The organism is Microvirga sp. KLBC 81, from assembly GCF_003075415.1.
Lineage (GTDB): Bacteria > Pseudomonadota > Alphaproteobacteria > Rhizobiales > Beijerinckiaceae > Microvirga.
On the sequence record NZ_QDAH01000001.1, the window covers coordinates 164,627 to 185,341 of the forward strand.

The following is a 20,715-nucleotide window of genomic DNA, read 5'->3' on the forward strand; positions in this document are numbered from 1 at the left end:
GAAAAGTGGACCCGGCTTTCCGCATAAACGATGGCTCCTCTCAAAGAATGAGCATCGGATCGATCCCAAAAGTGCAGGTCCACTTCTGGGTCCGAGGCCCTAGAGCCTCAATGGCGGACGACCAGATCCCCCGTGGTCTCGGCGGAGAGCCAGTCGACGACACCGGCCAAGGCATCCCGGCTCGACAGGCCACGACCGAGGGCTTCCGTATAGAGGGTCAGCTGACGGTCGGCGCTGGTGCCCCGGGCGACGATCCAGCGGGCGAGGTCCACCTCGCGCTCGCAGCCGAGTTCCCTGGCATCGTCCGCGATCATGTTGAGGACGTCGTCGAGCATCTCACGGACAGGCTTGGCGCTGCGTGTCTTCTCGTCGACGAAGCTGCCATGGATGCCATAGCGCATCGCGCGCCAGCTGTTCTCGTCGTTGATGGCACGAGAGGCGCCAGTCTGGCCGGCATTGAGCTTGAGGTCGAGGCTCAAGCGGCGCACGAGGCAGCGATAGAGGGCGGCAATGGCGATGGTATCGTCCACGCGCGTGCAGCTGTCGGCGACGCGCAGCTCAAGCGTCGGATGCTTGAGCGAGGGGCGGATCACCCACCACACATAGCTCGAATTCTCGATGGCGCGGGCGGCCACCAGCGTGTCGATGTAGCGCTGGTAATCCTCGGCCCCCTCGAACAGATCCGGCAAGCCGGTGCGCGGCAGCTCGCGATAGGCCGCCAATCGATAGCCCAGAAGTCCCGTACGCTGCGCCTGCCAGAAGGGCGACGAAGTGGAAAGCGCAAGCAGCAGCGGAAGATAAGGCTGGATGCGGTTCATGATATCCACGCGCGCGGCCAGATCCGGCACCTCCACATGCACATGCATGCCGCACAGAATCGTGCGGCTGCCGAGCATCTGCAGGTCGTGCATGACCTTGCCGTAGCGAGGTTGGGCATTGTTGGCGCGCACGCGCGACCAGACGGCGAGCGGATGCGTGCCGGAGGCCATGATGGACAGATTGTAGTCGCGGGCAATCGTACCCACGGACGAGCGCAAGCCGGAAAGCTGCGAGCGGGCCTCAGCGAAATCGATCATCGGCTTGGTGGAGATCTCGATCTGAGGCTCGAGCATCTCGGGCTGGATGTCATCCGAGAGCTGTGCCCTGCAGGAGTCGAAGAACTCCTTGATTCTGCTCTTGGCCACGTCCCGCTTCGTGGCATCGTTCACAAAGTACTCTTCTTCGATGCCGAACTTGAAATCCCAGCTCATTTCCCGGTTTCCTCTATTTGTTTTTCAGGAATGACCTTGTACGCGCAGGCAGGCCTGACACCGCACCAAACTCAGGCCGAATGGGGCGTGAGTGGGGCGAATCGGCGTTAAACTGCTAAGCTTCTGATGCTAGAGGCGAATTGGCGTGGCCCATCGCCGGATGGGCGCGTCAGTTCCAGTCGCCGAGCACGGATTGAACGATCGCGAGGGCTGCCACTGCGGCAGTATCGGCTCGCAGGATGCGCGGTCCCAACGATACGCGAACACATCTTTCGTGGGCGGCGACAAGCGCTCTCTCCTGATCGGTAAAACCCCCTTCGGGGCCCACGATAACGGCAACGCCTGATGGATTGTTCCCAAGCTTGGCCAGGGCTTCGACCGGGTTGGCGACGGCTGCGCCCTCATCGCAGAACACAAGAACGTGATCTTTATCCAAACCCTTGAGAAAACGCTCCAAATTCTCCTCTTCACGCACCTCCGGGATCGTCAGAATCCCGCATTGCTCCGCCGCCTCGATGGCGTTCGCGCGCATGCGCTCGAGGTTCACGCGCGTGCTCTGGGTGCGGCGGGTGATGACGGGTTGAAGGATACCTGCGCCCATCTCCACGGCTTTCTGGACCATGTAGTCGAGGCGCGCGTGCTTGAGGGGCGCAAAGGCATAGATGAGATCGGGCTGCGCCGTCTGCTCGCGGACCCTTTTCATGCAGATCAGGTCGGCGGATTTGCGCCCTTCCACCGACACTTCCGCCCGCCATTCCCCATCCTGTCCGTTGAAAATCAGCACGCTCTCGCCGGCTTTGAGGCGTAAGACGTTCAGCAGGTAATTGGCCTGCGCCCGGTCGAGGGCGATCCTCGCATCCTTCTGAAGCGGCGAATCGACGAAGAGGCGGGGCGCGTTGAAATCGTACTCGGCCATGGGAACCTTGGGGGTATGAGCTCCCGAGCTTTATCAATTTCCTAAGGATATGGGGAGAGAAAGAGAGACCGTGCTCATCTCGAATTCAGGTGCGCCATGGCACAGCTTGACGGATCAGGCGACCAATCGCCCCTTGGCCTTGGGGCCGGGAACCTGTTAACAGGGCACAGGCGCGCGAGACGTCGCGGGCTTTTTGAAGGGTTTTTGCCATGACGCACATCCGTTCGACCTTGATGGCCGCGCTTGCCGCCGTTGGCATTTTCGCATCCGCTCCTGCCTTTGCGCAGGCGAGTGGATGCCAGGATGGGCAGAAGATTCTCCTCGAACGCCAGGAGATCATCAAGCAGGTCTCCACGCTCACCGGCGGGGGCAAGAAGAAGCAGGTCGATCCTCGTGCCGCCTGCACGGTGTTCGGCAAGCTCGTGACCAACGGCGATGCCGGCCTGAAGTGGATGACCACCAATAAGGATTGGTGCCAGGTTCCCGATCAGGTGCTCCAGAACTTCGAGCAGGACCACAAGCGCGCCCAGACCTTCAAGGGCCAGGCTTGCGGAGCCGCCGCGAAGATGGCCGAGATGGAGAAGCGCGCCAAGCAGCAGGCCCAGCAGCAGCAGCAACAGGGTGGTCCCCGCATGGGCGGCGGCCTGACCGGGACGCTCAGCGTGCCGAAGGGTGCTCTCTAAACAAGGTTTATCACCATGGAGCGCCCCGGGGCGTCCTCCCTTCCCGATGCCGTGCGCGGCCATTGGGCCGACCGGTGGGCTCCGGTGGGCTTACGCCCCTATTTGCGTCTGGCACGGATCGAGCGCCCCATCGGCTGGTGGCTGCTGCTGCTCCCCTGCTGGTGGTCGGCGGGGCTGGCCGCCATCGTGAAGGGGCAGCCCTGGCCCGACCCGCTCCATTGCCTGTTCTTCCTGATCGGCGCGGTCGCCATGCGCGGCGCAGGCTGCACCTATAACGATATCGTCGACCGGGACCTCGATATCCGGGTGGAGCGCACCCGGCAGCGCCCGCTGCCCTCCGGGCAAGTAAGCCTCAAGGGCGCGCTGGCCTTCCTCGGGCTCCAGGCTCTGGTCGGGCTTCTCGTGCTTCTCCAGTTCAACAGCTTCGCCATCGCGGTGGGCTTCGGCTCGCTCGGGGTCGTGGCGCTCTATCCCTTCATGAAGCGGTTCTTCTGGATGCCGCAGATCGTGCTGGGCCTGGCCTTCTCCTGGGGCGCGCTGATGGGCTGGGCGGCCGCCTTCGGATCTTTGAGCCTCGCCCCGGTCCTGCTCTACTTCGCCAGCGTCGCCTGGGTGGTCGGCTACGACACGATCTATGCCTTGCAGGATATCGAGGACGACGAGATCGCCGGGATCAAGTCCTCCGCCCGCTTCTTCGGCGAGCGCGTGAGGATGGGTGTGGGCATCTGCTATGCCCTGACGATTGCGCTCATGATCGCGGCCTTCGTCGCGGCGGATGTCGGGCTCCCATCCTATACCGGCCTTGGCCTCTTCGCCCTGCATCTCGGCTGGCAGGTGGCCCGCATCGACCGCTCCGACGGTGCAGGGGCTTTACGCCTCTTCCGCTCGAACCGTGACGCCGGACTGATCCTCTTCGCCGCCATGATCGTCGATGCCCTGCTCTAGACGGAGGTCGGACGGTCAGAGCACTATGCCTTGTCCATCCCACCCCACCCCGTCATCACCGGCCTTGTGCCGGTGATCCCGCTTCGGTGAGGCGCGGCGCTCTTCCAATCGAGATAGCCGGGACGAGCCCGGCTATGACGGGAAGGTGTCAGGTTTCCTCCCTCCGTCCCTAGAGCATCGGACGTGAAAAGTGGACTTGCACTTTTGGGATCGATCCGATGCTCAGCCTTGAGAGGAGCGCATCGTTTTGAGCGGAAAACCGGATCCACTTTTCCGCACGATGCGCTAGCATCCGCCGCCGATCCGTCCCATCTTGAACCCGATGCTTTCTTCTTCCGCCGTTTCCCTTGTCCACCTCGCTGAGGCCGTACGCGATGCGGCGCGCCAAGCTGGCGCTTTGGCCCTGCCCTATTTCCGCGCGGGCGAACAGACGGCGGCACGGCTCTGGTACAAAGGTCAGAGTTCCCTGGGCCAGAGCTCTCCGGTGACGGAAGCGGACATCGCTCTCGATACGTTTCTGAAGGAGCACCTGACCGGCCTTTTCCCCGAGGCCGGCTGGCTGTCCGAGGAAACGGCGGACGACCCCGTCCGCCTGGGGCGCAGCCATGTGTGGGTAGTCGACCCCATCGACGGCACGCGCGCCTTCGCGTCAGGCCATCCCGATTGGGCGATCTCCATCGCCCTTGTGCAGGATGGCATGCCGGTGCTGGGCGTTCTCCACGCCCCCATTCATGACCAGACCTACGAGGCCCTTCTCGGCAGTGGGTCCTGGCGCAATGGGCAAAGGCTTCAGCTGTCCCAGATGGAGCTCCCGGCTCCAGCCCGCGTGGCAGGCCCGAAGCCGCTGGTGGACCGGTTCGAGCGCAATACCGGCCCCGTAGAGCGCCTGCCCAAGGTGCCCTCTCTGGCCCTGCGGCTCGCCCGCGTGGCGGATGGCTCCATCGATGTCGGGCTTGTTTCCCACAATTCACAGGACTGGGACATTGCCGCCGCCGATCTCATCCTGCGGGAGGCAGGTGGCCGGCTGACGGATTTTGCAGGCCTTTCACCCACTTACAATAAGCCTCGACCGCATCATGATGAGATGATTGCCGTTGCGTCACGGTTGCATCCTCGTGCTATTGGAGCCATGAGGACCTGAACGAAGTTTGCCTCACAGCAACATCCCATTCCTGCACTCCTTCAGAAGAGTTCTGAACCTATGACCGACACGTCTGGCAAGCAGCTCCTTCACCTGGTTTTCGGCGGCGAGCTCACCAACCTTGAATCCGTTGATTTCAAGGATCTCTCCAAGCTCGACATCGTCGGAATCTTCCCGAACTACGCCGCGGCTCACGCTGCCTGGAAGGCCAAGGCCCAGGCCACCGTGGACAATGCGCAGATGCGCTACTTCATCGTGCACTTGCACCGCCTGCTGGAGCCGCAGGCTTAAAGCCTTCAAGGCCACGATGGGTCTCGTCAAACGCATCGCGCGCTCGCGGCCGGTCCAGGAGACCTTGGGTTTCCTGGTCGCGAGCTATCTCAAGCTCGTGCAGCGCACGAACCGGTTCGTCATGGAGCCGGCGGATGCCTATGACCGGATCGGCCCTCGGATGCCCGTGATCGCCGCCATGTGGCACGGGCAGCATTTCATGATCCACTTCGCCAAGCGCCCCCAGGACCGCGCGGCGAGTCTCGTCTCCCGCTCCGGCGACGGAGAGTTCAACGCCATTGCCCTGGGCCATCTCGGCATCCGGGCCATCCGGGGTTCGGGCGCGCGGGGGCGCGACATCCGTAAAAAGGGCGGCGTCCAGGCCATGCGCGGCATGCTCAAAGCCTTGGCGAGCGGGGAGATGGTGGTGATGACGGCCGACATCCCGAAGATCTCGCGGGTCTGCGGCCAGGGCATCGTCACTCTGGCGCAGATGTCAGGCCGCCCCATCGTGCCGGTGGCCGTGGTCACGAGCCGCCGCATCGATTTCAACAGCTGGGACAAGGCGAGCATCGGCCTGCCCTTCGGGCGCGGCGCCATGGTGCTGGGCGAGCCGGTGCATGTGCCCCGCGATGCGGATGCCGATGCGCTCGAAGCCTTCCGCCAGCAGGTGGAGCGGGAGCTTGATGCCGTGCATGAGCGGGCCTATGCCCTTGTGGGCTCAAAAGATCCTGGCGCGAAAGCGGCTCCGGCCCTTGCAGGAGGCTCGCGCGCATGAGCACCCCGGTCCTCTTCAAGGCCTATCGCACTGCCACCGCCCTGATGGAGCCCGCCGTTCTCGGGCTTCTTCTGTGGCGCCAGCGGAAAGGGCGCGAGGATCGTACGCGTCTCGGCGAGCGCCAGGGCTATCCCAGCCGCCAGAGGCCGAAGGGCCACCTGATCTGGGTGCACGGCGCCAGCATCGGCGAAACCCTGTCCCTGCTGCCCGTGGTCGAGCGCCTGACCCAGCGCGGCCTCGCGGTCCTCGTGACCTCCGGCACCCGCACTTCGGCCTCCCTGATCGCCCGGCGCCTGCCCCCTGGCGCGGTGCATCAGTTCATGCCCCTCGACGTGCCGCGCTATATCCGGCGCTTCCTCGATCACTGGCAGCCGGATCTTGCCCTCATTGCGGAATCCGAGATCTGGCCCAACACCGTCATGGCCCTCGACGAGCGGCATATTCCTCTCGTGATGGTCAACGGACGCATGTCGGACCGCTCGTTCCAGCGCTGGCAGAAACTTCCGGGCATCATCCGGAGCCTGCTCGAGCGCTTTGCCCTGTGCCTGGCCCAGACCCAGGACGATGCGGAGCGGCTCGCCCGCCTCGGCGCGCCTCGCGTCGTCATGACGGGCAATCTCAAGTTCGATGCGGCTCCTCCTCCGGCCGATCCGCGCGTCGTGGCGCATCTCTCCGGCCTCATTGCAGGCCGTCCTGTGTGGCTTGCCGCCAGCACCCATGCGGGAGAGGAAGGCGTGATCGTCGCCGTGCACCGGGCGCTCGCCAAGAGGCACCCGCACCTGCTCACCATCATCGCACCCCGCCACCCCCATCGTGGACCGGAGGTTGCGGCCATCGCCGCACAGGCAGGCTTGCGTGCCGGCCGCCGCTCGGAGGGCATTCACCCTGACCGTGCAACCGATGTCTATGTGGCGGATACGGTGGGCGAGATGGGATTGTTCTATCGCCTCTCTCCCATCGTGGTGATGGGTGGATCGCTGGTTGCTCATGGCGGGCAAAATCCCATCGAGCCTGCGAAGCTCGGGGCAGCGATCCTGCACGGCCCTCACGTTCACAACTTCGAGGACGTCTATCACACGATTGATCTCGCGCGCGGCGCCTTGATGGTGAAGGACAGCACCGCGCTTGCGCGAGCCGTCAGCGAACTTCTGACCAATACGGCACTCACCCGCGACATGGCCCGCGCCGCCGGAGAGTCCGTGCAGGCTCTCGGTGGCGCAGTGGAACGCACGATGCAATCCATCGAGCCGTTCATCGTGCAGGCGAAGCTCGGGGCGCGACGCTGATGCGCGCCCCCTCCTTCTGGTGGCAGAGGAGGTCCTCGCTTCTCGCGAACATCTTACGTCCGGCAAGTCTCGTTTACGGCGCAGTCGCCGGAAGCCGGATGAAGAGGCAAGGCGAGCGTGCGGATCTTCCGGTCGTCTGCATCGGCAATTTCACCGCAGGTGGTGCCGGCAAGACTCCCACAGCCCTGGCTATTGCGGAGTTTCTGGACGCGGCTGGCGAGAGCCCTGCCTTCCTGTCGCGCGGCTATGGGGGCAGGCTCAAAGGTCCTGTGCAGGTGCAGCTGCACCACAAGGCGCTCGAAGTCGGCGATGAACCCATTCTTCTCGCGGCCATGGCCCCCGCTGTCGTGTCCGCGGATCGTCCGGCAGGCGCGCGCCTGGCTCATGAGATCGGCGCCACCGTGCTGATCATGGATGACGGGCTGCAGAACCCGTCTCTCCAGAAAGACTGTGCGATTGCCATCGTCGATGGAGCAACCGGCATCGGCAACGGACTGCCCTTGCCTGCAGGCCCCTTGCGTGCGCCGATGGAGGCGCAATGGCCTGCGGTCGATGCGGTTCTCGTGATCGGGGAAGGTGAGCCCGGCGAAGCCGTGGCGTGTCAGGCGGCTGTCCTGAGCAGGCGCGTTTTCAAAGGCAGTCTCGTGCCCGATCGGAAGCTGGCCGAGAAGCTGAATGGCCAGAAGGTTCTGGCCTTCGCAGGCATCGGACGACCGGAAAAATTCTTTGATACCTTGCGCGCCTGTGGGGCGATTGTGGAAGAGCCCCGCGCCTTCCCCGATCACCACCCCTACAACAGGAGCGATCTCGACAGCCTTCGCAGAGAGGCTGAAGAGCGAGGCCTTCTGGCGGTCACGACGGAGAAGGACTTCGTGCGGATCACAGGCCTGAACGGCTCGGGCGCCTGGGAAGGCCTGATGGTTCTGCCGGTGCGCCTTCAGCTTCAAGACGAAGCGGCCTTGCGCAATTTCGTGCTGCGCAAGATCAGCGACCGACGTCTGCGCCGTTCCTGAAAACGATCAATGGCCTTCGCCGTTATGGGGCTTTTTGTCCCGTGATGCGCATCATCACCGCTTCCGGCGAGGCATAGGCTTCCTGCAGTTCCACGCTCCAATACTTCAGCTCATCGAGCGGGATGGCCTCGCCGGTCACGGCGCAGCGGACGAAAGCCCCAGGTTTGATCACCCGAAGGTTGCTGTCGAGATATTGTACGACGGCCTCACCGCCGCTGCGCTCATGCCTGTTCATGTCAGGGTGCCATCCATTCCGAAAGCCGCTTCTTGTTCTCCAGATAGGCAAACGTAGGGCTGCGTTCAATCAGAGATCGCTTCCTGGCTGTCCGGCGGCCAAAGAACGGCCAAGTTTAGGACTTGGACTATGAGGCGACCAAACGCGACGGTTAGAAACCGGAAGGGGTATGGACGACAAAATCCTTCATCCCGTATGCGGGATAGAGCTTCGTCCATGCCTGCGCAATATTGCTCTCGATCTGCACGCGATGGGGGCTGTCACGCCGTATGGCGAGACCATAATTGAAAGCGCCGACGATGACCTGATACCGATCGTGGAAGCGCGGATCCGCCAGAATAGCTGCTCGCAAGCCCGTGTAGTCCCAATGGGGAAGCCAGATGAGATCCGGTGCGCGAGCGAGAAGATCATCGAAGGAGAAGCCGTTGCGGCCAATGACGGTGTCGTTGAGGCCGACAAGATCGATCAGGGTTACGTGTGGGGCAGAGGCGCCGAGATAGCCGACCTCTGATGCTGCGAGAATTGCATCTGACGGAAGGTCGGCGGCGACATCCTCTGCAAGCCGGGTGATCGCCTCGAACCACGGCACGGATGGCAAAGGCTCGCTCGCCGTCACGGGAAGTGCCGGCATAGAAACGGGACGCGGCAGTGTCCTCTTGAGATACGCTTTCTCGAGCATTCCTGAAGCGGCAATCAAAGCAGCAAACAGCAGGAGACCGGCCGTCAGCGCTTTCATGAAGGTCCGGTATGCTGTCTTGCCATCTCGAGCCCAGGCAGCGCCGGCTGAAAGGAGGGCAGGCGCGGCGAGATAGGGAAGAAAGGGGATGTAGTATCGACCTGCCATCCCCATGACCTGCCGCACCGTGAACAGGTACGTCACTGTCGCAGCAAGAGGGATGAGACAAGCCGCGAGCAGATACCGCTGCCTGGACGAGAGGCCCGCGATGGCGAGCGCCAGGAACGGCACGGTGCAAGGGGCAGCCGCGAGCATATAGCGGATCGGGTTCTCATGGTTCTGGAACCCAACATAGCCTCGGGCGGATTTCGCATAGAAGCCAAGCGGCAGAGGCACGCCAAAGTACCAGCGGGAGACGACAAGATCCAAGCCGATCAAGAGAGCCGGCACACAAATGAGTCCGAGCAAGTCGAGCCTGCGCTCGCCTCCGGACTTGAGCGCCCAGGCCATGAGCGGAGCCCCCAGGGCGCAAAGGGCGTTGTCCGGGCGGATCAGAACGGCCGTGAAGGCAACGAGCCCGACTGCCAAAGCCTGCCGGAGGCGCGGGCGTGCGAGATACCCGAGCAGCGCGAGCATCAAGGCTGCATTGGCCAGGAAAGACAGCATGGTATCCATGCCGGTCGTGAGCTGGAAGGCAAAAGCAGGATTGACCGCGAGGAACAGGACGCTCAGTGCGACGGCTTTCCTGTTCCATTCATGCTGATCTTTGTGACGCAGAGCCGTGAATGCAACAAGCGCCAAACCAGCCATTCCCGTCATCCAGGAGGCGATCTGCAGAGCAGCGCCGGCCTGCAGAGGCAGCCATGTGAACGGAAGAATGACGAGCGCCCAAGGCCGGCTGGTCAGCCCGTATGTCGGCACCCCGTCAGGGTTCCACGACAACCCTCTGCCCTCTCCAAGGTTGAGAGCGTAGCGGTAGAACATGTAGGCGTCGTCGAAAGTCAGTGGGCCGGAGAGCGCCATGATGAGCTGTCCGACCAGGACGACGAAAAGAAGAGCGCTCACACCAGCGACAAAGGCCTGCGAGGTCCGAAGACCGAACTTCTTCAGAGAAGGTGACAGGCCCTGAGACATTGCAGCCCGTTAGAACAGAGCGCCCTGCTCTTCCGTCGCAACGAGCTTCGGCTTGGCAGGTTTGGGCCGTGATCCGATGCGGCCGCCCGTGGCATCGACCTTGCCGTCAGCGAATTCGAGCACGAGCGCCTGCCCGTCGAGCACCGCATCCGCCGAGCGCAAGGGCTGGCCTTCCGCATCGCGTACGAGTGCGAAACCGCGTTTGAGCACCGACTTGTAGTTCAGGCTGTCGAAGAGCTTCGACACCGCCTCAAGTCTGTCGGCCTTGCGCGCGATCTGCCCCTTCAGAGCCGGCACCAGACGCTCGGCCACGCGCTGCGTGAGTTCGGTCGATTGCGCGATGCGTGTACGCTCCGCCCGCAGCAGCGCCTCGCGCGAGACGACGAGACGGCGCCCGATCTGCCTGAGGGTTTCCTCGCGCAACGTCACCAGACGGCAGACCGCGTTGTAGGGACGCGAGCCGACCGCATCGAGCCTGGCGCGCATGCGCGCCACATTCGCGACCGGTGACACATGGGCGAGCTGGCGCGCGACTTTGAGCAACCGCTCCTCGTGTCCGCGCGCATTGCGCGAGAGCGCGGGATAGAGCTTCGTCGCCGCGAGATCGAGCCGCTGGCGCTTGGGCGAGAACAACGCCTCCGGCGTCGGCAGCGCGCGTGCCGTGGCACGCAGATCGGAACGCCGGCGCTCGATCACACGCAGCATCGTCTCCGTATGGCGACGGGAGAGATCGTTGACACTGGCCATGAGCTCGACACGCACCGGCACCACCATCTCGGCAGCGCCCGTCGGCGTCGGCGCCCGCATATCGGCGGCATAATCGATGAGCGTCGTGTCGGTCTCATGCCCGACCGCGGAGACGAGCGGAATCTCGCTCTCGGCAGCCGCGCGCACCACGATCTCTTCGTTGAAACCCCACAGGTCTTCGATGGAGCCGCCGCCGCGCGCGACGATGAGCACGTCGGGACGCGGAACCCTGCCGCCGGGCCGAAGGGCGTTGAAGCCGCGAATGGCGGCGGCCACTTCCGCAGCACAGGTGTCGCCCTGCACGCGCACGGGCCAGACCAAAACATGGCGCGGGAAGCGATCCTCCAGCCGGTGGAGGATGTCGCGGATCACCGCGCCCGTCGGCGAAGTGACGACGCCGATCACCTTGGGCAGGAACGGCAGCCGCCTCTTGCGCTCGGCCGCGAACAGCCCTTCGGCCGTCAGCTTGCGGCGGCGCTCCTCGAGCAGTGCCATGAGGGCACCGATGCCGGCGGGCTCCAGCGTGTCGACGACGATCTGATATTTGGACGAGCCCGGGAAGGTGGTGATGCGCCCGGTGGCGATGACCTCCATCCCCTCCTCGGGGCGGATCTTGAGCTTGGCGAAGGAGCCCTTCCAGATCACCGCATCGATGCGGGCATTCTGGTCCTTCAGGCAGAAATAGGCATGGCCCGAGGAATGGGGCCCGCGGTAGCCCGACACCTCGCCCCGCAGGCGCACGAAACCGAAGGCATCCTCAAGGGTGCGCTTGAGAGCGCCCGCGAGGTCCGAGACCGACCATTCGTGGGCGTTGGAGGGAACTTTTTCTGCGAACATGAGGAGAACCTAATCGCTCCGCCCCGGGTCTGCCAAGGCCAGGAGGGCCGATGAACGGGCTCAATCCGCAGCGAAGCTCTGCTTGTCCACTGCCGGAACGACGCAGGCGGAAATCAGCCCCGGGGATGAGCCGCCTCCTCTCCGCAGGACGGCTGCGGGGAAATCGAAACGACGGTTCCGGCCTGTGCTTTTCGGGGTAGGCGAAAGGCCTTTCAGCCGCTAGAGAATCGAACCCAAAAGTGGAATCCACTTTTGGGATCGATCCGATGCTTCCTTTCTAGAAGAGCGCATCGTCTAGAGCGAAAAACCGGATCCACTTTTCCGCACGATGCGCTAAGAGCGCAGGCGTCTCCACGGAGGGCTTGAAGGCATGAACATTCTTCTCATCGGTTCCGGCGGGCGCGAGCATGCCCTGGCGCGCTCCCTGTCGGTCAGCGCCCATTGCAGCAAGCTCTTTATCGCCCCCGGAAATCCGGGCACGGCGCAACACGGCACCAATGTTTCCCTGGACGTGTCCGACCACCAGGCCGTGATCGAATTCTGCCGCGTGATGGCCATCGGCTTCGTCGTGGTGGGGCCTGAAGCGCCCCTGGTGGCGGGCCTCGTGGACGACCTGACGGCTGCCGGCATCAAGGCCTTCGGCCCCAGCAAGGCCGCCGCCCAGCTCGAGGGCTCGAAGGCCTTCACCAAGGATCTCTGCGCCGAGTTCAACATTCCCACCGCCGCCTACCGGCGCTTCACCGATGCCGAGACCGCCAAGACCTATGTGCGCAATTACGGCGTGCCCATCGTCGTGAAGGCGGATGGACTTGCGGCCGGCAAGGGCGTGGTCGTCGCCCTGTCCTTCGAGGACGCGGAAAGCGCCATCGACATGATGATCGGCGGCGGGCTCGGGGCTGCCGGAGCCGAAGTGGTGATCGAGGCCTTTCTCGAGGGCGAGGAGGCGAGCTTCTTCGCGCTCTGCGACGGAACGACGGCCATCCCCTTCGGCACGGCGCAGGACCACAAGCGCGTGTTCGATGGCGACAAGGGGCCGAATACCGGCGGCATGGGCGCCTATTCGCCTGCCGCCATTCTCACCCCCGAGCTGCAGGCGCGGGTTATCGCCGAGATCATCGAGCCAACGCTCAAGGGCATGGCGGCGCGCGGCATGCCCTACAAGGGCATTCTCTATGCCGGCCTCATGCTCACGAAGGATGGGCCGCAGCTGATCGAATACAACGCCCGCCTCGGTGATCCCGAGACTCAGGTGCTTCTGCCGCGCCTCAACTCCGATCTCGTCGAGGCGTTTCTCGCGGCATGCGACGGCACGCTGAACAGCGTTTCCCTGACATGGTCCGACAAGGCTGCTCTCACGGTCGTGATGGCGGCAAAAGGGTATCCGGGATCCGTGGAAAAAGGCTCCGAGATCCGCGGCATCGACGCAGCTGAAATGCTGGACGACGTTATCGTCTTTCACGCCGGCACCAAGCAGGATGGCGACAGGATCGTCGCCAATGGCGGACGCGTGCTGAACGTGACCGCTCTCGGTGAGACGATCACCGATGCGCAGGCGAAGGCCTACGAGGCCGTCTCCAGGATCGACTGGCCGGAGGGTTTCTGCCGACGCGATATCGGCTGGCGCGCCGTGGAGCGTGAGCGGGGCTGACAATCGGCTCGCCTCCCCTAAGTTCAGGAAGGCCTCATCTCCACAACCCGCGAGCGGCCTTTCCATGAGCAACGAACTCTTCCCCGGATTCGAGAGCCACTGGATCGACACGGATATCGGGCGCATTTTCGCGCGCTCGAAGGGCGACGGCCCTCCGGTGGTGCTGCTGCACGGCTTTCCGCAAACGCATGTCATGTGGCATCACCTCGCGCCAGCGCTCGCCGAGACGCACAAGGTCGTGTGCATGGACCTGCGCGGCTACGGCTGGTCCGTGGCACCGAAGGGTGATGCGAAGCACGAAACCTATTCGAAGCGCGCCATGGGCCAGGATGTCATCCGGGTCATGGAAGCCTTGGGCCATGTGCGTTTCGCTGTTGCGGGCCATGATCGCGGAGCGCGCGTCGGCTACCGCTTGGCGCTCGATCATCCCGGCCGCGTGGAGCGCTTGGCTCTTCTCGATATCCTGCCGACCTATCACGTGTGGGAGCAGATGAAGGCGGGCAAGATTCCCGAAGCGCATTGGGGCTATCTCTCGCAACCCTATCCGAAGCCGGAAGAGGAAATCACGCGCGATCCGATTCCCTACTTCGAGGGATTGATGAAGGCCTGGTCGGCAGCCGGCGATCTCGATGCGTTCGATCCACGCGCGATCGAATCCTATTGGCAGAGCTGCAACGAACCCACGCGCATCCACGCCTTCTGCGAGGATTACAGGGCCGGCGCGACACGCGACATCGAGGCTGACGAAGCGGATCTCGCGGCAGGCAAAAGGATCCAGTGTCCGACCTATCTGATCTGGAGCGACTTCTATCTCGTCAGCGGCCCCGTCGGCCACGCTCAACATCCGCTGGAGATCTGGCAAAGGAGCTTCGCACCGAACGCGCACGGGATGGGCGTGACCTCGGGGCATTTCGTGGCGGAGGAGAACCCCAGCGCGACGCTGGAGGCGCTGCAGGCTTTTCTGCAATCCTGAACCTCCACTGTCATCACCGGCCTATAGCATCGGACGTGAAAAGTGGACCTGCACTTTTGGGACGCATCCGATGCTCATTCTCTGAGGAGCGCATCGTTCGGAGCGGAAAACCGGGTCCACTTTTCGCTGACGCGGCCCTTCGGTTCCGCACGATGCGCTAGTGCCGGTGATCCCGATTGCGAAAGCGCAACGCTCTTCCAGGCCGAGATAGCCGGGACAAGCCCGGCTATGACAAGGAAAACCTCTATCGCCTCCCCTCGAAGAACTCCTTCAGCAAAGCTGCCGCCTCGCTTTCGCGGATGCCGCCATAGACTTCCGGCGCGTGATGGCAGGTGGGCTGATCGAAGAAGCGCACGCCGTTGTCCACGGCCCCACCCTTCGGATCGTGGGCCGCGTAATAGACCCGCCTGATCCGGGCGAAGGAGATCGCGCCCGCGCACATGGTGCAGGGTTCGAGGGTGACATAAAGATCGCAGCCGGAAAGCCGCTCGTCGTCCAAGGCCTCGCAGGCTAGGCGAATGGCCAGCATTTCCGCGTGGGCGGAGGGGTCCCGCATCCCACGGGGGCGGTTGCCTGCCGAGGCGACGACCCGGCCGTCCCTGACGATGGCGGCCCCCACCGGCACCTCCCCGCGCGCGGCGGCGGCGCGGGCCTCTGCAAAGGCCACGCTCATCGGATCTCCCTTGGGGTCTCCCTTGGGATCGGGCGGGTTGTGATCGGCGTTGTTCATGTCGCTCGCTTCTGTTCCCTTCCTCTGCTATCAGGCTCATATGACCGACAGCAACGACGATAATCGCAAGGGCCGTTCCTCGGGACGTTCCGACCGCGGCCGCACCTCCGGTGACCGGCCTTTCCGCAAATCCCGCGAGGGCGGCGAGCGCCCCTTCCGCGCCCGGGGCGAGGACGATCGCCCCCGCAAGCCCCGCACAGGCGGCGACAAGCCGTTCCGCAGCCGCGACAACGACGAGCGCCCCCGCCGTCCCAGGCCTGAGGGCGACAGGCCCTTCCGCGCCCGCCGTGAGGACGGGGACCGCCCCTTCCGTGGCCGTGGCGGCGATGATCGCCCGCGCCGCTTCGACCGCTCGGCAGAGGATCGCCCTCGCCGCAAGCACGAGGAGCGTCCTGAGGTTCAAGCCGAGGCCTTTCAGGAGCCTGCCGAGGAGCGCATCGCCAAGGTGATCGCCCGTGCGGGCATCGCCTCCCGCCGCGATGTGGAGGCCATGATCGCGGAAGGCCGCGTGACCCTCAACGGCAAGGTTCTGGAGAGCCCCGCCGTCAACGTGACGGCTGCCGACAAGATTACCGTGGATGGGGAGCCCCTGCCCACCAAGGAGCGCACGCGCCTGTGGCTCTACCACAAGCCGCGCGGCCTCGTGACCACGGCCCGCGACCCGGAAGGCCGCCCGACCGTGTTCGAGAACCTGCCCGAGGATCTGCCCCGCGTGGTGGCGGTGGGCCGCCTCGACATCAACACCGAAGGCCTGCTGCTGCTCACCAATGATGGCGGTCTCGCCCGCGTCATCGCCCATCCCGATACCGGCTGGCTGCGCCGCTACAAGGTGCGTGCCCACGGCGACATCACGCAGGCCGATCTCGATCAGCTCCGCGACGGTATCACCATAGACGGCATCGAGTACGGTCCCGTCGAGGCGCGGCTCGACCGGGTGCAGGGCGACAACGTGTGGATCACGATGGGCCTGCGCGAAGGCAAGAACCGCGAGATCAAGCGCATCCTCGAACATCTCGGCCTGCAGGTGAACCGCCTGATCCGCATGTCCTTCGGCCCGTTCCAGCTCGGCGATCTCGAGCAGGGTCTCGTCGAGGAAGTGAAGACGAAGGTTCTGAAGGACCAGCTCGGCGCGGCGCTTGCCGCCGAAGCCGGCGTCGATTTCGAAAGCCCTGTGCGCGAGCCCATCGCGCCCTTCGGCTCGTCGAAGAAAGAACGTCAAGGCCGCGAGGAGCGGGAGGAGCGCCCTGCCCGCTTCGGTCGTGACGGGGACGAGCGCCCGCGCCGCCGGGGCGATGACGAGAAGCCTTTCCGCAGCCGTGGCGCAGACCGTTACGAGCGCGAGGAGGAAGAGCCGAAGAAGCGTCCTTCCCGTCTCGATGTGAAGACGAGCGTCTGGCGCGCCGGCGAGTCCGACGAGGATGCTCCGCGTAAGAAAGCACCGCGCCGTGGCGCCGATCCGCGTGAGGCGCGCGCCGCCAGCGCGGAACGTCCGCGTGAGCGCGTCGGTGCCATCGCCTCGCCCGAGGGCCGCAAGGTCGTCGTCGAGCGCCTCGTGCGCCAGCCGCAGGAAGAAGAGGCTCCCGCACCGCGCAAGGGCCGTGGCGCAGCCCGCGGCGAGGACCGTCCCCGTCGTCGCGACGACCGCGATGCGGCGCCCGCCCGTCGTGGCCGTGACGCCGGTGCAGGCCGCCCCCGCCGTGATGAGGGTGAACGTCCGCGTCGTGCGGGAGGCGAGCGTCCCTTCCGCTCTCGCGAGGGTGGCGAGGATCGTCCGCGCGCGCGCCAAGGTGATCGTCCGTTCCGCGCTCGTGGTGAGGGAGGCGACGAGCGTCCGCGCCGTGGCCCTCCGCGGGGCGAAGGACCTTCGCGTGGTGGCCCCCGTGGTGGCGGCGGTGGCTTCAAGGGAGGCCCGCGAGGCGCATCCAAGGGCGGCTTCAAAGGTGGCTCGAAGGGCGGTTCGAAAGGCGGCCCGCGCGGTCGCCGCTGATGAGGTCTAGATCATGAGAATTGTGGGCGGGCGCTGGCGCGGCCGCTCGCTCAAGGGACCGAGCTCGGACTCCATTCGCCCGACCTCGGATCGCCTGCGCGAGACGATCTTCAACATTCTGCAACATGGCTACGACGACCCCATCGAGGGCGCGCGCGTGCTCGACCTGTTCGCGGGCACCGGCGCCATGGGCCTCGAGGCGCTCTCGCGCGGCGCATCCTTCGCGCTCTTCGTGGACGACGGCGCGCAGGCGCGCGGCATCATCCGCGAGAATGTGGAAGCGCTCGGCGCCGGTGGCGCGACCCGCCTCTTCCGCCGCGATGCCACGCGCATGGGCGACGCCGCGCCCAACGCGCCCTTCTCCGTCGTGTTCTGCGATCCGCCCTACGGCAAGGACCTCGCGCCGAAAGCGCTGCGCTCCTGCGCAGACGGCGGTTGGCTCACGCCCGATGCGCTCGTCATCGTGGAAGAAGCGCAAGGCGTCGACGTCACGCTGCCCGAAGGCTTCGAGGAAATCGAGCGGCGCGATTACGGAGAGACAAAGGTGGTGTTCGGTAGGTTTGTTAGCTGAAATCCAGGACTAAGATCCAGGATTTTACTTGCTATAAAATAACAATATGGCAAGGTGGGGTCAGAACGAAGGTATTGCCCAATCTTCTCGATGAGCTTGATCTCGAACTGGCTTGCACGCGCCCGGATGCTCCTGGGATGCGGTTTATGCGCCTTCGCCATGTATCAACTTGTTTGGTTCATCCATTCAGTCGATTCTTGGGGAGCCGCAAATAAGTCAGGGGCCATTGGTCTCCTGTTCTTCGCGCCTGTGAGCACATTCGTGTGGTCGGCGCTCCCTCGATCGAGAAACCCCACTGAGATCTATACCAAGGTCCGCCACGCTATCCTTCTACATGCTGTTTTGACCTTCCTTCTCGTACTTGTGCTTAATATAGCGACCGGACTCGAGAAAATTGATTGGTTGATACTCGCTATCATCGGCATTTTTGTCGACTTGACGCTTGTAGGACTAGGCCCTTGGATAGTGGAAGATTTCAGCACAATTCAGTTCTACAGAAAAAGCATCCTCATCTCTAATGGATGCCTTGTTATCGCACTTCTGACCTGGTCGTGCGCGAATATAGGTCTCGTTGCCTGGAATGCTGAAAAGATCGCTGCTGAGCGACCTTATTGTCTCCAAGTTTCCCGCAATCGCTTCGGCGGTTACAGGCAGGTTGGCAGCCTGTTCGATCTCAGCGGCCTGGCCATGCAGGCTCCTTCTAAAGACCATCTGCATTTCAGCTTTCACTCTGTTCTTGTGATCCAGAGCGACAGTGGTTTTGATTGGTACAACTGGTCCTACCGAAGATCGCAGTTTATGCCCATCTCGGAAGAAGATCTCGCAAGCGGCGTGATCGGCATGAGCGAACCGGACTGCAAACTTCAGCTAAACTTTGTCAGCTCTCTGCCAGCCATCAAGTTTTAGGTTGCCTGCCGCAATGACCGGCAACTCGCAGAGGTGAAGGTCTTCCCTTGCTCGTCAGGGTGCCCCCGTGTTGCAGTTGCTGCATTTGCTCCCGCGGAATCCGTCCGCTATACCGCGCCTATCAATTCCCACGCGCATGAGAGGCATCCTATGAAAGCCGTTCTCTTCGAGCAATTCGGTCAGCCGCCCCGCGTACAAAACGTGCCTGATCCGACCCCCTCGGACGAAGGCGTCGTGATCAAGGTGGAGGCGACGGGGTTGTGCCGGAGCGACTGGCACGGATGGATGGGGCACGACCCCGATGTGGTGCTGCCGCATGTGCCGGGGCATGAACTGGCGGGCACGGTTCTCGCCACCGGGAGCCAAGTGACGCGCTGGAAGAAGGGTGATCGCGTCACGGTGCCGTTCGTCGGCGGATGCGGTCATTGCTTCGAGTGCAATTCCGGCAACCATCAGGTCTGCGAGCATCAGTTCCAGCCGGGCTTCACGGCCTGGGGATCCTTCGCGGAATACGTGGCGGTGGATTACGCCGATACGAACCTCGTGGCGCTGCCCGAAAACCTCGATTTCGAGACGGCTGCGAGCCTCGGCTGCCGCTTTGTCACGTCCTTCCGCGCCATCGTCGACCAGGGGCGCGTGGGGCCCGGAGACTGGGTGGCTGTGCATGGCTGCGGCGGCGTCGGATTGTCGGCCATCATGATCGCCAGCGCCATGGGCGCGAACGTGGTCGCCATCGATCTCACGCAGGAGAAGCTCGATTTCGCAAGGCAGATGGGTGCCGTGGCGACAATCAATGCGCGCGACGTCGGCAATGTCGTCGAGGCGGTGCGAGAGATCACGAGAGGCGGCGCGCATGTGTCCATCGATGCGCTGGGGCACCCGACGACCTGCTTCAACTCGATTGCCAATCTGCGCCGTCGGGGACGCCACGTTCAGGTCGGACTCATGCTGGGAGACCACTCAAGGCCGCAGATTCCCATGGATCGTGTGATCGGCTGGGAGCTCGAAATTCTCGGCAGCCACGGCATGCAGGCTTTCCGCTACCAGGCCATGATGAACATGATCGAGACGGGCAAGCTCGCGCCGCAAAAACTCGTCGGCAAGAGGATCAGCCTCGAGGAAGCGCCTGCCGCTCTCATGAACATGGACAAGTTCGAAGGGCTCGGCATCAGCGTGATCACGCAGTTCTGATTGCTTAAGCGCAATTTCGGCAGCGCATAGGCAATCACGTAATCGCCTGCCTTCGTGCCGAGCGAACCATGACCACCGGCGACGACGAGCAGATATTGCCGTCCATAAACGATGCGGGCTTAGACATGCCACTCATCAGCGGGAACGCCCAACGTCAGGCGGAACCTGCACGCGCACTTCAGGCGCGGTACCCTCAGTCGTGCGTCATTCTGTGAACCACGAGATGACCGCAACCACGAGCGACAGACCGAGGATTGCACTCAGGGGCAAGCCTGCGCCGCGAAAGGCAGAGACGCGTGTGGGGACGTCGCGAGCGGCAGCATCGGTTGGTCCCGTTCTCAGGGCGCGCCGTACCCATGGAGTCAGCAGGAAGAGACCGAGGAGAAAGACCACGCCTCCTCGCGCGCCGAGCGGCCACCAGTCGAGGCCGACCTCCCACAGGGACCAGATCAGGGTGCCGGCCACAACAAGGGCAAAGACCCACAGAGCAGCAGGCCGCGCCGTCACAAGCAGATAAGCCGTCAGGAGAAAGCCGAGGCCTGCGAGGAGATAGTACCAGGAACCTCCCAGGAGGATCAGCCAGATCCCACCACCACCCAATGCCAACCCCATCAGTGCGGTGAGAATGCCTGTTCCCAGCAGAACAGGGCTCCACGACAATTTGTTCATGAGGGTCCTCCGATCGCAGCATCGGGCAACCCGGTAACTCTGGCCCATAGGAATAGTTCGCCGCAGCAAAGGGCTTCTTGCTAAAGCAAAGCTGCCTGTGGACTTGGATTCTCACCTCTCTCGACACAG

General features: G+C 63.8%; 20 protein-coding genes. 13 read left to right on the forward strand and 7 right to left on the reverse strand.

Annotated features, from left to right (window positions below; translation table 11 throughout):
- Positions 1-107 precede the first annotated feature (107 nt).
- The gene (locus DC522_RS00805) at positions 108-1,250 is read right to left on the reverse strand and encodes a carboxylate-amine ligase (RefSeq protein ID WP_116526787.1); all 1,143 of its coding nucleotides are present in this window, start codon (positions 1,248-1,250) and stop codon (positions 108-110) included.
- A 169-nt stretch (positions 1,251-1,419) separates the two neighbouring features.
- Positions 1,420-2,166, reverse strand: a complete 747-nt coding sequence (locus tag DC522_RS00810; RefSeq protein WP_116526788.1) for a 16S rRNA (uracil(1498)-N(3))-methyltransferase — start codon at positions 2,164-2,166, stop codon at positions 1,420-1,422.
- 209 nt (positions 2,167-2,375) lie between these two features.
- On the opposite strand from DC522_RS00810, the gene DC522_RS00815 reads away from it, so the two are divergent.
- The 7 genes from DC522_RS00815 to lpxK all read left to right on the forward strand — a co-directional run bounded on the left by DC522_RS00815 (position 2,376) and on the right by lpxK (position 8,282).
- Complete coding sequence (locus DC522_RS00815) at positions 2,376-2,849, forward strand: hypothetical protein (protein ID WP_116526789.1); 474 nt, start codon at positions 2,376-2,378, stop codon at positions 2,847-2,849.
- Between the two features lie 15 nt (positions 2,850-2,864).
- Entirely contained in the window at positions 2,865-3,794 is a 930-nt protein-coding gene (ubiA, locus tag DC522_RS00820) for a 4-hydroxybenzoate octaprenyltransferase (protein WP_116526790.1), read from the forward strand.
- A gap of 322 nt (positions 3,795-4,116) precedes the next feature.
- On the forward strand, positions 4,117-4,935 hold the full coding sequence (locus tag DC522_RS00825) for an inositol monophosphatase (protein ID WP_116526791.1): 819 nt from the start codon (positions 4,117-4,119) through the stop codon (positions 4,933-4,935).
- Between the two features lie 60 nt (positions 4,936-4,995).
- Positions 4,996-5,226: a DUF4170 domain-containing protein gene (locus tag DC522_RS00830; protein WP_116526792.1), complete on the forward strand. Its 231-nt coding sequence runs from the start codon at positions 4,996-4,998 to the stop codon at positions 5,224-5,226.
- Between the two features lie 16 nt (positions 5,227-5,242).
- Positions 5,243-5,983, forward strand: a complete 741-nt coding sequence (locus DC522_RS00835) for a lysophospholipid acyltransferase family protein (protein WP_116526793.1) — start codon at positions 5,243-5,245, stop codon at positions 5,981-5,983.
- On the forward strand, positions 5,980-7,269 hold the full coding sequence (locus DC522_RS00840; protein WP_116526794.1) for a 3-deoxy-D-manno-octulosonic acid transferase: 1,290 nt from the start codon (positions 5,980-5,982) through the stop codon (positions 7,267-7,269). The genes DC522_RS00835 and DC522_RS00840 overlap by 4 nt, the downstream gene beginning before the upstream one ends.
- Positions 7,269-8,282 carry a tetraacyldisaccharide 4'-kinase gene (gene lpxK, locus DC522_RS00845; RefSeq protein WP_116526795.1) on the forward strand — a complete coding sequence of 338 codons (1,014 nt, stop codon included), beginning with the start codon at positions 7,269-7,271 and terminating at the stop codon, positions 8,280-8,282. The genes DC522_RS00840 and lpxK overlap by 1 nt, the downstream gene beginning before the upstream one ends.
- Positions 8,283-8,304: 22 nt before the next feature.
- Here lpxK and DC522_RS00850 read toward each other — a convergent pair whose 3' ends face one another.
- The 3 genes from DC522_RS00850 to xseA all read right to left on the reverse strand — a co-directional run bounded on the left by DC522_RS00850 (position 8,305) and on the right by xseA (position 11,911).
- The gene (locus DC522_RS00850) at positions 8,305-8,517 is read right to left on the reverse strand and encodes a DUF2093 domain-containing protein (RefSeq protein WP_116526796.1); all 213 of its coding nucleotides are present in this window, start codon (positions 8,515-8,517) and stop codon (positions 8,305-8,307) included.
- 151 nt (positions 8,518-8,668) lie between these two features.
- Positions 8,669-10,327: a hypothetical protein gene (locus DC522_RS00855; RefSeq protein ID WP_116526797.1), complete on the reverse strand. Its 1,659-nt coding sequence runs from the start codon at positions 10,325-10,327 to the stop codon at positions 8,669-8,671.
- Between the two features lie 9 nt (positions 10,328-10,336).
- Positions 10,337-11,911 carry an exodeoxyribonuclease VII large subunit gene (xseA, locus tag DC522_RS00860; RefSeq protein WP_116526798.1) on the reverse strand — a complete coding sequence of 525 codons (1,575 nt, stop codon included), beginning with the start codon at positions 11,909-11,911 and terminating at the stop codon, positions 10,337-10,339.
- Between the two features lie 370 nt (positions 11,912-12,281).
- Here xseA and purD point away from each other — a divergent pair, with 370 nt between their 5' ends.
- Both purD and DC522_RS00870 read left to right on the forward strand, forming a co-directional pair.
- Positions 12,282-13,559 (forward strand): phosphoribosylamine--glycine ligase, encoded by a 1,278-nt coding sequence (gene purD / locus DC522_RS00865; RefSeq protein WP_116526799.1) that lies wholly within the window; start codon positions 12,282-12,284, stop codon positions 13,557-13,559.
- A 64-nt stretch (positions 13,560-13,623) separates the two neighbouring features.
- Entirely contained in the window at positions 13,624-14,532 is a 909-nt protein-coding gene (locus tag DC522_RS00870) for an alpha/beta fold hydrolase (protein ID WP_116526800.1), read from the forward strand.
- 244 nt (positions 14,533-14,776) lie between these two features.
- Here DC522_RS00870 and DC522_RS00875 read toward each other — a convergent pair whose 3' ends face one another.
- The gene (locus tag DC522_RS00875; protein ID WP_205769462.1) at positions 14,777-15,205 is read right to left on the reverse strand and encodes a nucleoside deaminase; all 429 of its coding nucleotides are present in this window, start codon (positions 15,203-15,205) and stop codon (positions 14,777-14,779) included.
- Between the two features lie 55 nt (positions 15,206-15,260).
- Between DC522_RS00875 and DC522_RS00880 the strand changes: the two genes are divergently transcribed.
- From DC522_RS00880 to DC522_RS00895, 4 genes are all read left to right on the forward strand, one after another.
- Positions 15,261-17,249: a pseudouridine synthase gene (locus tag DC522_RS00880; protein WP_245443877.1), complete on the forward strand. Its 1,989-nt coding sequence runs from the start codon at positions 15,261-15,263 to the stop codon at positions 17,247-17,249.
- Positions 17,250-17,262: 13 nt separating this feature from the next.
- Entirely contained in the window at positions 17,263-17,820 is a 558-nt protein-coding gene (gene rsmD / locus DC522_RS00885) for a 16S rRNA (guanine(966)-N(2))-methyltransferase RsmD (protein ID WP_116526802.1), read from the forward strand.
- Positions 17,821-17,910: 90 nt separating this feature from the next.
- Positions 17,911-18,726, forward strand: coding sequence for a hypothetical protein (locus DC522_RS00890; protein WP_116526803.1), 816 nt, complete (start codon positions 17,911-17,913; stop codon positions 18,724-18,726).
- A gap of 150 nt (positions 18,727-18,876) precedes the next feature.
- Positions 18,877-19,917: a zinc-dependent alcohol dehydrogenase family protein gene (locus DC522_RS00895; RefSeq protein ID WP_116526804.1), complete on the forward strand. Its 1,041-nt coding sequence runs from the start codon at positions 18,877-18,879 to the stop codon at positions 19,915-19,917.
- A gap of 204 nt (positions 19,918-20,121) precedes the next feature.
- Here DC522_RS00895 and DC522_RS00900 read toward each other — a convergent pair whose 3' ends face one another.
- Positions 20,122-20,586: a hypothetical protein gene (locus DC522_RS00900; protein WP_116526805.1), complete on the reverse strand. Its 465-nt coding sequence runs from the start codon at positions 20,584-20,586 to the stop codon at positions 20,122-20,124.
- Positions 20,587-20,715 lie beyond the last annotated feature (129 nt).

Coding starts and splice junctions, on each gene's coding strand:
- xseA (WP_116526798.1), bottom strand. CDS start 11,911: ATGTTCGCAGAAAAAGTTCCCTCCAACGCCCACGAATGGTCGGTCTCG.
- ubiA (WP_116526790.1), top strand. CDS start 2,865: ATGGAGCGCCCCGGGGCGTCCTCCCTTCCCGATGCCGTGCGCGGCCAT.
- DC522_RS00875 (WP_205769462.1), bottom strand. CDS start 15,205: ATGAGCGTGGCCTTTGCAGAGGCCCGCGCCGCCGCCGCGCGCGGGGAG.
- DC522_RS00850 (WP_116526796.1), bottom strand. CDS start 8,517: ATGAACAGGCATGAGCGCAGCGGCGGTGAGGCCGTCGTACAATATCTC.
- DC522_RS00855 (WP_116526797.1), bottom strand. CDS start 10,327: ATGTCTCAGGGCCTGTCACCTTCTCTGAAGAAGTTCGGTCTTCGGACC.
- DC522_RS00825 (WP_116526791.1), top strand. CDS start 4,117: ATGCTTTCTTCTTCCGCCGTTTCCCTTGTCCACCTCGCTGAGGCCGTA.
- DC522_RS00890 (WP_116526803.1), top strand. CDS start 17,911: ATGAGCTTGATCTCGAACTGGCTTGCACGCGCCCGGATGCTCCTGGGA.
- DC522_RS00880 (WP_245443877.1), top strand. CDS start 15,261: ATGTCGCTCGCTTCTGTTCCCTTCCTCTGCTATCAGGCTCATATGACC.
- DC522_RS00830 (WP_116526792.1), top strand. CDS start 4,996: ATGACCGACACGTCTGGCAAGCAGCTCCTTCACCTGGTTTTCGGCGGC.
- DC522_RS00815 (WP_116526789.1), top strand. CDS start 2,376: ATGACGCACATCCGTTCGACCTTGATGGCCGCGCTTGCCGCCGTTGGC.
- DC522_RS00870 (WP_116526800.1), top strand. CDS start 13,624: ATGAGCAACGAACTCTTCCCCGGATTCGAGAGCCACTGGATCGACACG.
- DC522_RS00810 (WP_116526788.1), bottom strand. CDS start 2,166: ATGGCCGAGTACGATTTCAACGCGCCCCGCCTCTTCGTCGATTCGCCG.
- DC522_RS00900 (WP_116526805.1), bottom strand. CDS start 20,586: ATGAACAAATTGTCGTGGAGCCCTGTTCTGCTGGGAACAGGCATTCTC.
- DC522_RS00840 (WP_116526794.1), top strand. CDS start 5,980: ATGAGCACCCCGGTCCTCTTCAAGGCCTATCGCACTGCCACCGCCCTG.
- purD (WP_116526799.1), top strand. CDS start 12,282: ATGAACATTCTTCTCATCGGTTCCGGCGGGCGCGAGCATGCCCTGGCG.
- DC522_RS00835 (WP_116526793.1), top strand. CDS start 5,243: ATGGGTCTCGTCAAACGCATCGCGCGCTCGCGGCCGGTCCAGGAGACC.
- lpxK (WP_116526795.1), top strand. CDS start 7,269: ATGCGCGCCCCCTCCTTCTGGTGGCAGAGGAGGTCCTCGCTTCTCGCG.
- rsmD (WP_116526802.1), top strand. CDS start 17,263: ATGAGAATTGTGGGCGGGCGCTGGCGCGGCCGCTCGCTCAAGGGACCG.
- DC522_RS00895 (WP_116526804.1), top strand. CDS start 18,877: ATGAAAGCCGTTCTCTTCGAGCAATTCGGTCAGCCGCCCCGCGTACAA.
- DC522_RS00805 (WP_116526787.1), bottom strand. CDS start 1,250: ATGAGCTGGGATTTCAAGTTCGGCATCGAAGAAGAGTACTTTGTGAAC.